General features: G+C 55.6%; 14 protein-coding genes. 10 read left to right on the top strand and 4 right to left on the bottom strand.

Annotation, left to right across the window (positions count from 1 at the left end; translation table 11 throughout):
* From rsxB to ELY38_RS09980, 7 genes are read left to right on the top strand one after another with little or no spacing between them, the layout of a single operon-like run.
* Complete coding sequence (rsxB, locus tag ELY38_RS10010; RefSeq protein WP_127061855.1) at window positions 1–600, top strand: electron transport complex subunit RsxB; 600 nt, start codon at window positions 1–3, stop codon at window positions 598–600.
* Window positions 597–2,297, top strand: a complete 1,701-nt coding sequence (gene rsxC / locus ELY38_RS10005) for an electron transport complex subunit RsxC (protein WP_127061853.1) — start codon at window positions 597–599, stop codon at window positions 2,295–2,297. The genes rsxB and rsxC overlap by 4 nt, the downstream gene beginning before the upstream one ends.
* Window positions 2,294–3,337, top strand: coding sequence for an RnfABCDGE type electron transport complex subunit D (locus ELY38_RS10000; RefSeq protein ID WP_127061851.1), 1,044 nt, complete (start codon window positions 2,294–2,296; stop codon window positions 3,335–3,337). The genes rsxC and ELY38_RS10000 overlap by 4 nt, the downstream gene beginning before the upstream one ends.
* On the top strand, window positions 3,334–3,969 hold the full coding sequence (rsxG, locus tag ELY38_RS09995; RefSeq protein WP_127061849.1) for an electron transport complex subunit RsxG: 636 nt from the start codon (window positions 3,334–3,336) through the stop codon (window positions 3,967–3,969). Before ELY38_RS10000 ends, rsxG begins: the two co-directional genes overlap by 4 nt.
* The gene (locus ELY38_RS09990; protein WP_127061847.1) at window positions 3,966–4,667 is read left to right on the top strand and encodes an electron transport complex subunit E; all 702 of its coding nucleotides are present in this window, start codon (window positions 3,966–3,968) and stop codon (window positions 4,665–4,667) included. Before rsxG ends, ELY38_RS09990 begins: the two co-directional genes overlap by 4 nt.
* A 15-nt stretch (window positions 4,668–4,682) precedes the next feature.
* Window positions 4,683–5,321, top strand: coding sequence for an endonuclease III (nth, locus tag ELY38_RS09985; RefSeq protein ID WP_127061845.1), 639 nt, complete (start codon window positions 4,683–4,685; stop codon window positions 5,319–5,321).
* 25 nt (window positions 5,322–5,346) lie between these two features.
* Complete coding sequence (locus ELY38_RS09980; protein WP_127061843.1) at window positions 5,347–6,423, top strand: carboxysome shell carbonic anhydrase domain-containg protein; 1,077 nt, start codon at window positions 5,347–5,349, stop codon at window positions 6,421–6,423.
* Between the two features lie 16 nt (window positions 6,424–6,439).
* On the opposite strand, the gene ELY38_RS09975 is transcribed toward ELY38_RS09980, so the two are convergent.
* The 4 genes from ELY38_RS09975 to ELY38_RS09960 are packed head-to-tail and all read right to left on the bottom strand — an operon-like array spanning window position 6,440 to window position 10,568.
* Entirely contained in the window at window positions 6,440–7,498 is a 1,059-nt protein-coding gene (locus tag ELY38_RS09975; protein ID WP_127061841.1) for a tRNA-queuosine alpha-mannosyltransferase domain-containing protein, read from the bottom strand.
* Between the two features lie 13 nt (window positions 7,499–7,511).
* Window positions 7,512–8,519 (bottom strand): ArsA family ATPase, encoded by a 1,008-nt coding sequence (locus ELY38_RS09970; protein ID WP_127061839.1) that lies wholly within the window; start codon window positions 8,517–8,519, stop codon window positions 7,512–7,514.
* 53 nt (window positions 8,520–8,572) lie between these two features.
* Window positions 8,573–8,875 carry a cory-CC-star protein gene (locus ELY38_RS09965; protein WP_127061837.1) on the bottom strand — a complete coding sequence of 101 codons (303 nt, stop codon included), beginning with the start codon at window positions 8,873–8,875 and terminating at the stop codon, window positions 8,573–8,575.
* A 16-nt stretch (window positions 8,876–8,891) separates the two neighbouring features.
* Window positions 8,892–10,568 (bottom strand): carbon starvation CstA family protein, encoded by a 1,677-nt coding sequence (locus ELY38_RS09960; RefSeq protein ID WP_127061835.1) that lies wholly within the window; start codon window positions 10,566–10,568, stop codon window positions 8,892–8,894.
* Between the two features lie 259 nt (window positions 10,569–10,827).
* On the opposite strand from ELY38_RS09960, the gene ELY38_RS09955 reads away from it, so the two are divergent.
* From ELY38_RS09955 to ELY38_RS09945, 3 genes are read left to right on the top strand one after another with little or no spacing between them, the layout of a single operon-like run.
* On the top strand, window positions 10,828–11,202 hold the full coding sequence (locus ELY38_RS09955) for a response regulator transcription factor (RefSeq protein WP_127061833.1): 375 nt from the start codon (window positions 10,828–10,830) through the stop codon (window positions 11,200–11,202).
* A complete protein-coding gene (locus ELY38_RS09950; RefSeq protein ID WP_127061831.1) occupies window positions 11,199–13,256 on the top strand; it encodes a 3'-5' exonuclease in 2,058 nt (685 codons plus the stop codon). The genes ELY38_RS09955 and ELY38_RS09950 overlap by 4 nt, the downstream gene beginning before the upstream one ends.
* Entirely contained in the window at window positions 13,253–13,456 is a 204-nt protein-coding gene (locus ELY38_RS09945; protein WP_127061829.1) for a hypothetical protein, read from the top strand. Before ELY38_RS09950 ends, ELY38_RS09945 begins: the two co-directional genes overlap by 4 nt.
* The last annotated feature ends 2 nt before the right edge of the window (window positions 13,457–13,458 follow it).

Here is a 13,458-nt window from a genome sequence, read left to right as displayed (position 1 = left end):
ATGAGTGATGCTGTTTCCCTCTGGGGCATTGCCAGTGCCGTTGGTATTCTTACCGGTTTGGGCGTTGGTTTTGGTGCCTTGTTAGGCGCGGTGAGTGAACGTTTCAAAAGTGATGAGCATCCTCTGGTTGAACAGATTGATGCGCTGCTTCCGCAAACCCAATGCGGCCAATGCGGCTACCCCGGCTGCCGCCCTTATGCCGAGGCAATTAACGAAGGTGGTGCACTCAACAAGTGCCCGCCCGGCGGTGAAGCAACCATACAGGCACTGGCCGATTTGCTGGGCCGCGAACCTGCGCCTCTCGATGGCAAAGCGCCAGAGGCACTCCAGGTGGCCTTTATTCGCGAGGCTGAGTGCATTGGCTGTACCAAATGCATTCAGGCGTGCCCGGTTGATGCGATTATCGGCGCCGCCAAGCAGATGCATACCGTTATTGAGGATGAATGCACGGGCTGTGATCTATGCATTGAGCCCTGCCCGGTGGACTGTATTGATATGTTACCCAGAAGCACTCCGCTTACCCACTGGCAGCCGGTGATATCGCCTGCGGCCAGCGTGTTTGCCAGCGATCGCACCCCGGCTAATCAGGGGGCTGAATGACACTCTCTTTTGATTTTCCGGGCGGTATCTATCCTCCAGAGAGAAAAGTACGCTCAAGCCAAGCGTCTTTACAACGAGCGCCATTACCAGAGCGGGTAAGCCTGCCTTTACGTCAGCATAGCGGGCGCCCGGCCGTTGCTTGTGTAAGCCCAGGCGACAGCGTTCAGGTGGGTAGCTTGATTGCCAAGCGTAATGGACTTATATCCGCTCACGTCCACGCCAGCATCAGCGGCACCGTTACGCATATAAGCGGCAATGATATCCAGATTGAAAGCGACAGACAGGACACCTGGCACACGCTTGCCCCGCTTAACTGGCGCGATACGGACGCGGGCACCTTGCTGGCGCGCCTGGATGAAAGCGGCGTTGTCGGTCTTGGCGGGGCTGGCTTTCCCACGCCGGTGAAAGCACGCGTTATCGCGCGCCACGCTATTGATACTCTTATCGTCAATGCCGCCGAATGCGAGCCCTATATCACCGCTGATGATATCACTCTACAACGCTACCCAGATGACGTCCTCGAAGGCGCTCAGCTAATTGCCTCTTTGTGCGGCGCCGAACAGATCATCATTGGCATCGAGGACAACAAACCCGAAGCCATTGCGGCGCTTACGCAGGCGGTTGGCAGAAGCCAGCCGGTTAGCGTAACGCTTACCGTCATCCCTACCCGATACCCAAGCGGCAGCGAGAAACTGCTGATTAAAACGCTTCTAAACCGGACAGTGCCGAGCCAAGGACTGCCGGCGGATGTGGGGGCGCTGTGTCATAACCCTGGTACGCTATTGGCAGCATTGAATGCCGTGCGGGCCGGCCAGCCGCTGGTTGAGCGGATAGTGACGTTAACAGGCGACGCCATTGCGCGCCCAGGCAACTACTGGGTGCGACTGGGAACATCTATTGAAACGCTTCTAACGCATGCTGGCCTTGATACCGACAGACTAAGCAGTGTTATTCAAGGTGGCCCAATGATGGGCGAGACGCTGGATACGCTCAAAAGGCCGGTTGTTAAAACCACAAACTGCCTGATTGCCGCGACTCACGCAGAGCTTCCGTCTGGGCCACAAGAGGCGCCCTGCATTCGCTGCGGTGCATGTGAAAGCGTATGCCCTGTGCAGTTACTCCCACAGCAGTTGCACTGGTATGCCCGCGCTCAGGAAGATGACAAGTTGGAGCGTTATCATCTTTTTGATTGTATTGAGTGCGGTGCCTGCAGCTACGTTTGTCCAAGCCATATTCCTTTGGTCGAGGATTACCGTGAAGCCAAAAGCCGTCTGCGCTACCAGCAAATAGAGACGGCCAAGGCAGAACATGCCAAACACCGTTTTGAGTTTCGTCAGGCGCGCCTGGCCAGAGAAGAGGCGGAAAAGCAGGCGCGTCGTCATGCCAGACTCGCCCAGACAAAACCGTCCATATCCAATAACCGGGCGGACGCGGCGGCTCACCCAGCACCAAGTACCATGCCATCAGCCAATCCCCAGGCCGATCTGCGTAGCCTGCGCATTGCGCAATCGGCGGCCAAGGCAGCGGTTAGAAAAGCGGAAAAAGTGCTCGCCCGCGAGGCGCAGCAGGCACCCCATGAGTCTCATGAAGATCTGGAAACGCAGCTGGCGACCGCCCGGGAAAACCTTAAAGTGGCCGATTTACAGCTTGCGCAGGCGCGTGAAAATGCACAGATATCGACCGAGGACTCTCCATGAGCATGCTGCACGCCTCACATGTCAACGACGCCCCTTCGGCTGGCACTACTGCGCCACCCACCGCTTCGTTAATGCGCTGGGTAATAGTAGCCACGCTGCCCGGCATAATCGCAATGACCTACTGCTTTGGCCTGGGCGTGCTGAGCAATATTGTCCTGGCAGCCGCGTTTGGAGTGTTGCTTGAAAGCGGCGTGCTTTACCTTCGAAAGCATCCCATTGTGCCTGCCTTGAATGACTCAAGCGCCCTGCTCACCGGCGTGCTATTGGGCGCCTCGTTGCCGCCAGCGAGCCCCTGGTGGCTCATCGGCGTGGGAATGATTGCCGCCGTAGTGATTGCCAAGCAGCTTTATGGCGGCCTTGGGCATAATCCCTTTAATCCCGCCATGGTGGGCTATGCCCTTTTACTCGTCTCGTTTCCCACCTACATGACACTTTGGGCACCGCCCCAACCTTTGATAAGCGATACGCTCTGGCCGCAAATCATGGGCGCCTTGCCTATAGCAGATATCGATACACTAAGCGGGGCAACGCCGCTGGATGCCTTTAAACAAAAAGCGCAGGGCTTATCTGCCTATCAGTTCTGGGCAAGCGGCACGCTTGCTGATGGCACGCTGGAAGCCTGGCGTTTTATCAGCCTTGCCTGGCTGGCCGGGGGCGTTCTGCTTCTGTTTAAACGTATCATTAGTTGGCATATCCCTGCGGCGCTGCTGGGTAGCCTGCTGATAATGGCCACGCTGTTTTACATGGCTGACGCCGATGAGTTTGCATCGCCCGTTTTTCATCTATTAACCGGCGCTACGCTGTTTGGGGCTTTCTTCATTGCGACCGACCCCGTGTCCGCCGCAACCAGTCGGCGAGGCAAACTGCTTTATGGAGTAGGCATTGGCGTATTGATTATCGTGATCCGCAACCTGGGTGGGTACCCGGATGCCGTAGCCTTTGCTGTACTGTTGATGAATCTGTGCGTACCGCTGATTGATTTGTATACGGTGCCCCGCCCGGTCGGCCATTCCAAAGGCACGGCTGGAGCACCACGATGACAGCCATGAGCGCCATGCGGCGCGGAGCGCTAACGTTAGGGGTCTTTGCATTGATAACGGCGGGCAGTGTTGCGCTGACCCGCGCGTTTACGGCAGAGCGTATCAATGAGCACCGCGAAGCTTACCAGCACCGTCAGCTACAGGCGGTGCTGCCGCCCGCATTAGCTAACATCCCCATTTCCCAACTGCTGGATAGCACCTTTGAGCTACCGGAGCCTACAGCCCTCGGCCACCGTGGAAACGCCATCGGCTGGCGCATTAGCAGCGACAAGCATCGCGCCGTCATCCTGCCGGTCATTACCCACCAGGGCTACAGCGGTGAGATAGATTTACTCGTCGGCATTGATGAGCAGCAGCGCATTAGCGGCGTACGCGTTACTTATCACCAGGAGACCCCTGGGCTTGGTGACAAGATTGAAGCCCGGCGCAGCGACTGGATTACCCGCTTTAATGGACTACGCCTAGAGGAGCTGCCACCCGGCGCCTGGGGCGTCAAGAAAGATGGCGGCCAGTTTGACGGTTTTACCGGCGCCACGATTACCCCGCGCGCGGTTATTAATGCCATTCATGACGCCTTGGAGTACGCCGCGCAGACTCCGCTTCTTTTCAACGCAGAGGAGCCATCCCCATGAGCCAGTGGCATACGCTAACCCGACAAGGCCTATGGAGTAACAACCCAGCGCTAGTGCAGCTGCTGGGCCTGTGCCCTCTGCTCGCGGTGAGCACCACCGTAGTGAACTCCCTGGGCCTTGCCATTGCCACGTTGTTTGTCATGGTTGGCTCAAGCACCGCCGTATCGCTGGTACGTCATCAGGTTTCCAGCGCCGTACGGCTCCCTGCCTTTGTCATGATCATCGCTGCCTTTGTAACCTGTGCCGAGCTATTGATGGCCGCCTATGCTTACCCTCTTTATCAACTCCTGGGCATTTTTATTCCGCTAATTGTGACCAACTGCGCCATTCTAGGCCGCGCCGATGCGTTTGCCTCTCGTCAACCGGTAGGGCTTGCCGCGCTCGATGGCCTGATGATGGGTATTGGCTTTGGTAGCGTGCTGGTCGTTCTTGGCGGGATACGTGAGCTACTTGGACAAGGCACGCTGTTCAGCGATATGGCGCTGCTGTTTGGCCCTATTGCGGCCAATTGGCAGCTTACCCTGGTAGAGAATTATCAGTTTCTGTTTTTTGTTCTTCCACCCGGGGCCTTTTTCGTTGCCGGTATGCTGATTGCACTAAAAAACGTGATGGATCAGCGCAGCGCCACGCGCACCCTGCCTGCGGCGGCTGCACCGCGTACAGATCGTCGCGTCCGGGTCACCGGTATTATCAAGTAACCGTAGAGACACGCTATGAATGCCCAAAAGCGCCATGAAATTTTTGCTCGCCTGCAGGCAGCGGATCCTCACCCTACCACTGAACTCAACTGGAGCACGCCTTTCGAGCTGCTGGCAGCGGTTTTACTCTCCGCACAAGCAACCGACGTGGGTGTCAACAAGGCTACCGCGCGGCTCTATCCCGTTGCCAATACGCCCCAGGCAATTATCGATCTGGGTATAGATGGTCTTAAAGCGCATATCAAAACGATCGGCCTCTATAATACCAAGGCTGAAAATCTGATGAAGACCTGCCATATTCTGGTTAATCAGCATGCAGGCGAGGTTCCGAAAACGCGTAGCGCGTTAGAAGCCCTACCCGGTGTTGGGCGTAAAACCGCCAACGTGATTCTTAATACGGCGTTCGGTCAGCCGACTATTGCGGTAGACACGCATATCTTTCGCGTTTCAAACCGTACTGGCATTGCCAAGGGTAAGAATGTCGTCGAGGTAGAGCAAAAGCTGATACGCCATGTACCCAAGGGCTTCAGGCAGGACGCCCATCACTGGTTGATACTTCACGGCCGGTATACGTGTATCGCGCGCAAGCCCCGTTGCGGAAGCTGTATAATCGAAGACCTGTGTGAGTTCCCCGATAAAACCGAACTTGCGTAGTCTGCTTTTCAATTAGGATGCCCCCATGCCGATGCCTGCTACTCTGCTGCACAACCAGCCCATTGAGCAGCGCATTGATGCATTGTTAGCGCTATCACGTCAGCATGCCGAACACTTTTGCAGTCCCGGCGCCTGGCTTTCGCGTCAGCGTTACCTGGCGCAGCACCCAACGTCCATTGTGGTCATGAAGTGCATGGATGGGCGTATCCATATCCCCTATGCTACCCGCACACCTTTGGGCATTATCACGCCGTTTCGTAATTTGGGCGGAATTTTCGATTTGGGCTGGCCGTATCTGGGAGAGCTGTTAACTGACACGGTGATGAGCGCCACGAATGCCGGGCGGGGCACGTTACTGCTGATTACCTATCACTTCTCCCAAGGCAACCCGGCGCGGGGGTGTGCCGGCTTCGCCTGTGATACCCAGGCTGCCAAGGCGCATGCCCATGCCATTGCCCTGCAGGCCGGTGAGCTATTTGGCGAAGACCATCAGCAGGTATATCCGCTGGTTTGCGGGTTTGAAACAGACAGCGATGCACTGATACTTCATGGCCAGAACGACGCGTTATTGGATATACGCCAATGGGTGGGAAAGCCCTCGGACTCGCTGAGCGCGCAATTACAAACCGTCTGCTCCGACATGCCCGCAGATATGCGCCGCGACTTGCTTCCCTTGCTGGAAGGCAACCTGGCGCACGTGAGTGAATTGCAAGGCGTCAAACGAACACTGGATATCGAGCATCGCGAGTGGGCAATCTGTATTGGCCGCGGATTCGACTTCCTTCACGTACCTAATACTGCACTGATTATCGGCCCCTACGGCCCTGATCTAGCCGAGCCTATCGGGACCGCTGCAGCAATTATCGAGGCTAATATGCAGGCCGGGCGCATACCTGATGATGGCTTTATGCTACTTGCCTCCACGCCTTACCATCACAGCGGCGTTGACCGGGCTCGAGCAGTGCTGAAATCGCGCTTCTTATCTGAGTTTGCCGAAGGCGTCATACGCCGTGAGCACCCGGCCCTTTCACAAAAAATGCGTTGCCACACGGCCGTGGTGCACTGGCCTACTCGGCGTCTGGACGCTATTTCCACACGCTGAGTAAACTCACCACGGGTCAGCCGTGAGTGAAAAGGCCTTGATAGGCTGTCCGCCAAGCGGGCCACTCCCAATCGGCCGTATCCAGCCGGCTTGGGCGTGATTCAGGGGCATTCAGCCATGCATATAAGCGTTGATAAAGTCCTTCCGGGGTACCGTTAAAGCGGTATTCAGCGGGATAAAGCTCCGGAAAGCAGAGCCTGTCCGGCACCAATGGCAAGGCGCCCCGTTGGGCGGCTTCCATAATCGCCAAGCCCTGAAACTCGTGCCAAGTGGTCGATACCACGATACCGGCAGTGGCCAGCAGTTCACGATACTCAGTTTCTGGCTGTGGGCCCCAGGCCACGATGTGCGCGGCCAGCTTCTCCTGGGCTATCTCAAAAATGGCCGGTACCTTGCGAAAACGCTGCCCGAGCACGGCCAGCTCAAACTCCACGCCCTGCTCACTCAGATCGATCAAAACGTTAAAAAAGTCTTCTGGGTTTTTGTCATACTCCCATCGGTGGTTCCATACAATACGCCGCGGATTGGGCCGGCTAACAAACGCACGATTTAAAGGGCCAAGCGGTACCGGCAATACGTGAGCACGCTCGCGCAGCACTTCAAGCGGTTTTGCCACCGGCAGGTTCTCCGGCATCTTTTTCAGGAATGTCCGTACCCCGTCAAAAAACGAATCGCGATTATAGGCAGTATTGAAGACCAGGGTATCGGCGGCAAGCGCTGCGTATATATTGACCATCTTGGCCTCTACTTGAGGCATCTGGTCGCTTGATTCCGGATAGGCAAACTGGTTTTCGTGAAAATAGACGATCTTTTTTGCTCGGCCCAAATGAGGGAAAAGCCCGATCAAGGTCGCTAAATCCACCATAGAGGTTGCCAGCAACACATCATAGGACTGGCTGAGCGTCTCATGTTCTTTTAGCCACCAGCTAAGCGGGTTACCGCGAATTCGCCAGGCAAAATGGCGTGGCGGCAGGCTTAACGCCTGCCAGCTTACCCCTTGCATATTGGTCATCAGGCTATCTGCCCAGTAACGGTGGCTAACCGCTTCATACGCTGAAAGTAATAAAACGTGCATTAAAACCCTTGTATTAAAAACCCTGGTGTTCCAGCTTATCAGCCAGCGATTCTAGCACGTCGATCCCTTGCACATCGGTCGCCAGCCAAGGCAACGTGGGCCGGGGAAGGTGTTTGAACAGCGTATCAATACGTTCAAGATAGGTGGCCTCCTGCGCGCGTCGTGCCTGCATGAAGGCACCATCCGCTTCCTTGGGTATCACCCGGTTAATCAGCACTCCCGCCACGTTAATATTGACGTCTTCCAAGGCGCTGACGGCCCGCTGTGTCTCGAGTATGGGCAGCCGCTCTGGAGTCATGACAAATAAAAAGCTGCACGCCTTGGCATCCTCTATACGACGCCGAGCCTGATGAAATAGCCGCCGACGGTTGATGAGTGTTTCGGCTATCTCGCGGGTACGCTCATCCAGACCGGAAAGCGCATCTTCCGTGGGGTTATCAAAGGGAGTGGCGACATCCTGCCCTCGCGATGGAGTGAGATGCTTAAGCACACCGCTTAATTCAGCCGATTTTCGGTTGTGTGCCAGCAGGCCATCAGTCCAGGCCGCCATGGCTTCGGGTAGGGTTAGAAGACGCAACGTATGCCCGGTGGGTGCCGTATCGATAATCACCAGGTCATACGGTGCATCGTCATCCAGAATCAGCCGAGCCAGCCTCTCAAGCAGCGCTGCCTCCTGAGTGCCGGGGGATTGACGCGTCAGACGCATTTGCCGCTCTAGCTCCTGCATCATTTCAGGCGCGGCGAAGCGGCGCATTTGCTGGGTCACCCGGCTTAAATGGGTTTCGACCTCCTCATCGGGATCAATTTCCATGGCATCCAGGTTCGGCAGCAAGCGGCGCGGCGTATCCCCCAGCGTACGGTCAAACACATCGCCCAAGCTGTGTGCGGGGTCGGTTGAAACGACCAGTACGCGCATATTTCTCTTGGCCGCGAGAATCGCTAAAGAGGCCGCGACAGTTGTTTTACCCACGCCGCCCTTGCCGCCTACCCATAGTAGGCGGCGGTTGAGAACTGATTGCATAGGCTACCTATGAGCTTATTTATCTTGGAGTTTATAGGCCTGGAAATGACACATTAGCAGCAACGGAAATGGTCCAGTGGCGAATGTTCCATGCCCATTCGCGTATGCCAATCGTGAAAACGCTCAAGCAGCAGTGGCTGAAGCTCCAGCGTATAATAGGCTGCGGGGTTAGGTATCCCCATCATTTCTGAAAAGACCAACAGCATGAACAAGTCATCTTCATCACGGCGCGCCCGTGCAATGGCCCCACGGTAACGCGCGCTGTAGACCTCTTCAGTGAAAAAACGGGCCTGCCTCAGCCAGGCCCGTAACGGATCGCGCTTGGATGACGGCGCTTTAGTCGAGTCATCGCGCATTCTGATGCCCTCTTGTTTAGTCGCCCTGGGCCGCCATTTCGGCGCGCGAACGCTTAAGTGCTGCGGCACATTCCATTGCGACCAAAATGGCCGCCATCAGCACCACGATATCCAGCACTAACAAGAACATATTGCCCTGATTCCAGAAGGTGCGCAGCTGGATAAGAAGCGCCAGGATGGTCATGACCAATAAGAAGCACAGAGGCGCCAAGGTGTACCACATGGGACGCCGCAGGCGTACCAGCATAACGGTAATGACCAAGAGCGTTAATCCGGCAAGCAGCTGGTTGGTGGTGCCAAACAGCGGCCAGATAATCAAGCCACCGGAGCCATTCGCACCACCTGCCCCAAACGCCAGTAAAAGGCAGGTACCGACCGCCAGTGCGGTTGCAAGTGATGGCTTTTTCATCCATTGCTGGTTATAGATATCCCCCCATTCCTGGAAGATATAGCGCTGCAAACGAAGCCCGGTATCCATGGTAGTACCCGCAAACAGCGCGGCCATTACGGTTAGGAGCGTCGCTGCAGTGGCTTCGGGTAGACCAAGGCCGTTATGAATAATAAACGCCCCGCCTTCCACAAACGCGTTAACCCCACCCTGGCCAAAGGCGCTGTACATGGTCTGCCAATCGCCAAATGTTGCAAACCCTGCCGTCGCGGCCAAAATAGCCGCTAGCGCCAGCATGCCTTCGCCTACCGCGCCAAAGTAGCCCACAAACCGCGCGTCGGTTTCTTTATTAAGCTGTTTGGAAGTGGTGCCTGAAGATACCAGCCCGTGGAAGCCTGATATTGCCCCGCAGGCAATGGTTACAAAAAGCAGTGGAATCATGGAGGGCGTGCCGGCAGGAACGTTGCTGTTAAAGGCAGGCGCGACCAGCGTTGGGTTAAGCAGTACCAACGCCCCATAGAGAATGAGCAGGCCGATAAATAGCTGTAAACCATTTATGTAGTCTCGCGGCTGTAGCAGCATCCATACCGGTAAAAGTGAAGCAATAGCCGCATAGCCAAAGAGAATCAGGATCCAGATAGCGTTACCGGACATCCCGGCAACTTCGGCAGGCATTTGAATGGGCACCATGGGACCAATGCCAATCAATGCATAGAGGGCGATAACGCCCAGGACAGATACCATCGGCAAGCTAAGCACTCGCCGATAAATCATCTGGCCAATGATGAGCGCCACAAAAATTGCTCCCCAAACAGGCACCACCGCACTGGGGAAATTCATCATCAACCCGGCAATCACCACGGCAAATACGGCATTGACCATGAGCAGCACAAGGAAGATCACGATCATAAAGATACTGCGTGCTCGCTTGCCCACCACATCGCCCGTTAAGGCGCCTACCGATTTGGCCTTATTGCGTACGCTGGCCCAAATAGCGCCAAAATCGTGTACCCCGGCAAAAAAAATGGTGCCGAATACAACCCATAAAAATGCAGGCGCCCAGCCCCATATCACAGCAATGGCCGGCCCTACTATGGGTGCTGCCCCGGCAACCGAGGTGAAGTGATGCCCCCATAGCACAAAGCGGTTGGTAGGCACATAATCGATACCGTCTTCAAATTCATGAGCAGGGGTTTTGAAATCAGGGTCCAACTGATAGATCTTTTGAGCAATAAATTTCGAATACAAAAAGTATCCTAAAGCCATTGCCCCAAGTCCGATTAATAGCAGGATAACAGCACTCATATGCGCGGCTCCTTTGGTAATGATTGTTGTTGTTTATTAAAACCAAGGCACGTATAGGCGTTTCTGTGTATATGTTGGTACGGCTTCGCCCTTACGTCTATGTCTAAATCTCTTTAAACCCTGCCCTTCACCCAAAAGTCGTAAGCTGGCATCTCCACCCGTTTTCTATTCGGCCAAGGTCGTCTTGGCCCGTCCGGCTTGGCTATCTACACTCCTAGATATGTAGGCTTTTTAAATAACAACCCATTAGGTGGGCTCGATGGCAAACGTGCTGGTAGTCGATGATGAACCGAATATTGTGCTATCGATTGAGTTTCTGATGGAGCAGGCGGGCTTTAGCGTCACTAGCGCTGCCAATGGCGAACAGGCACTTGAGAGTGTGGCGGCCCATGCGCCTGATATCCTATTACTGGATATCAGCCTGCCCGGCATAAGCGGATTTGACGTGTTGGAGGCCCTGCGCAACCGACCTTCGACCGCGCATTTGCCCGTCATTATGCTGACCGCCCATGGCCGAGAGGTTGAGCGCGAAAAAGGCGCAGCCCTCGGCGCGGATGCCTATATTACCAAGCCTTTTTCCACCCAGGCACTTGTCGATCAAGTGCATGCCCTTTTGGGTGAGAAAGCCTCATGAGCCCTAAAGGGTTGCCCAAGCGACAGCGCCTGATCGGTGCCTGGCTGCTGTTGAGCGGCATAAGCCTCTTAGGCGGGGCCCTGTTTGCTGTATGGCTTGAGAGTCAGCTTGCCATAGCCGGCAGCTACCGGGCGCTGCTTTGGCTGGGTTGCTTTTCGGGTGGCGTTACCCTGTTTTGCATGGGCCTGCTGTTTGAGCGCATGCTGTTCACCCCCCTGCGCCAGCTACAGGCGCAGCTTGCCAGGCTGGTGGCTAACCCCGAAGCGGAAAACACCTCTCCCCCGCAAGGTTGGCTCAAGGGCTTGGGCCCGGATTTGCGCCGTGTTGAAGATAGTTGGCGAACTGATCGTCGTCGTTTACAGAAGGCTCATGCCGACGGCGCCAGAAGTGCAACACGGATTCGTCGAGAGCTTGAAGCACTGCTTCAGGTGCTTGAAGTACCGCTGCTGCTCTACGATAAACATCGCCGTTTAATGCTCTTTAATCAGGCAGCTGAGCAGTTTTTTTCGGGCACGCCGAGCTTGGGCCTGGGTAAGCGGCTGGAAGCGCTATTTCCGCTTGCGAGCTTGCAGCAACCCCTTAGCAAGCTACCCGCTGATGGCACCCATCGTGAGCTGTTGATACCTTGTGATAATCGTTGGTTAAAAGTCATCATCCGCCGTGTGCCTGAAAGCCATGACGAAACGCTGATTACCTGTAGCGATGCAACAGCTGCCTGGTCAAACGAAAGAGGAGTTCGCGCAGAGCTTGCTCAAATGCTCACCCCGCTGCGCCAGCATACGGCAAGCCTGGTAACCGCTACGGATGCATTGGGAAAGTTGCGCCAACACGATTACGAAAGTGGCTCGCTGGGCCACCGTTTGGAACAGGTAGCCCGTGAAGAAAGTATCGCGCTGAGCGAGGCAGTGGCCCGGATTGGCGAACTGATTGAAACGGTACAGCAGCAAGGTGAGCGACTTACTTCTATCTGGTCCAATGACTTTTGGCATACGCTGGACGATCACCTAGACCCGGCCCATCGTCTGATTACCCCCATTGGAATGCCTGTCTGGTTCAAGGGCGATGCCCCGGCGCTCATGGCCCTGTTCAGTTCGCTGGTTAAACACCTGAGCCACTATATGGCAGGCAGTCTATTTGAGGGCGAAGCCTCCCTTGGCCATAAGCATGTCTATCTTGATCTGATCTGGAAAGGCAAGCCGATACCCGAGCGCGAGCTTGCCGTCTGGCGTCATCAGCCGCTGACCACATTGCCACTAAGCCCAATCGTTGCAGACGTGTTACGCCAGCATGCCAGTGACGTTTGGAGCATTCAGGACGCTGATGATCAGCACGCTCGCCTGCGCTTGCCCCTGCCTTTTGCTGAGCAGTTTGATGCGCCCCGAACAGTCACCCCACGGCCTGAATTCCATGATTTTGGCATAGCAGATCTGCCCTCACCGGACACGGCCTTGGCTAACTGCCCTTTACGTAGCCTTGAGCTGGTGATTTTTGATACGGAAACGACTGGCCTGGAGCTACGTAAAGGCGATAGCGTCATCAGCATTGGCGCATGTCGCATCGTCAATGCCCGTCTATTGGCAAGCGATGTCTTCGATGAGTACGTCAATCCGCATAAGCCCATATCCCCCGCCAGTACGGCTATTCATGGGATTACTGATAAGGATGTTGCTGACGCCCCTGCCCTGAAACCTGTCCTGAAGAGCTTTCGTGAGTATATTGGAGATGCCGTTTTACTCGCTCATAATGCCGCCTTTGATATGCTCGCGATCAGCCAGAAAGGCGTTACATTCGACATGCCCATTCTGGATACCCTGCTGATTTCCAGGGCGCTTGACGAAGCACTCGATGGTCACGATCTTGATAGCCTGGTGAAGCGCTACTGCCTGAACCTCCCCTCCGGAATGCGACATACCGCCCTGGGAGACGCTCGCGTTACCGCTGAGCTGTGGCTGGCACTACTGCCACGTCTTGAAGCGCGGGGCATTACCAGCCTTGAGCAGCTATTGAGCTTTCAAGCCAACGCTTTTGACCGTGAGGATGCCAGCGCCTCATGACGCCTTTAAACCCGCGCTATCGTGAAAGACTACTGGCGCTGGTGATTCTAGCACTGGTGCTTTTCTGCCCGCCGGTGCTGTTGATCATTGATCGCTTGCCTTCTTCCAATATTGGCTGGCTGCCAGGCTATCTTTTTGGCGCATGGACCGTGATCATCGGCCTGACAGCCTGGCTAATGGAACACCCTAAAAGGCGATGACC

The organism is Vreelandella nanhaiensis, assembly GCF_003990185.1.
Taxonomy (GTDB): domain Bacteria; phylum Pseudomonadota; class Gammaproteobacteria; order Pseudomonadales; family Halomonadaceae; genus Vreelandella; species Vreelandella nanhaiensis.
The sequence above is the reverse complement of the archived record's forward strand: the minus strand, read 5'-3'. Positions and strand labels throughout refer to the sequence as shown.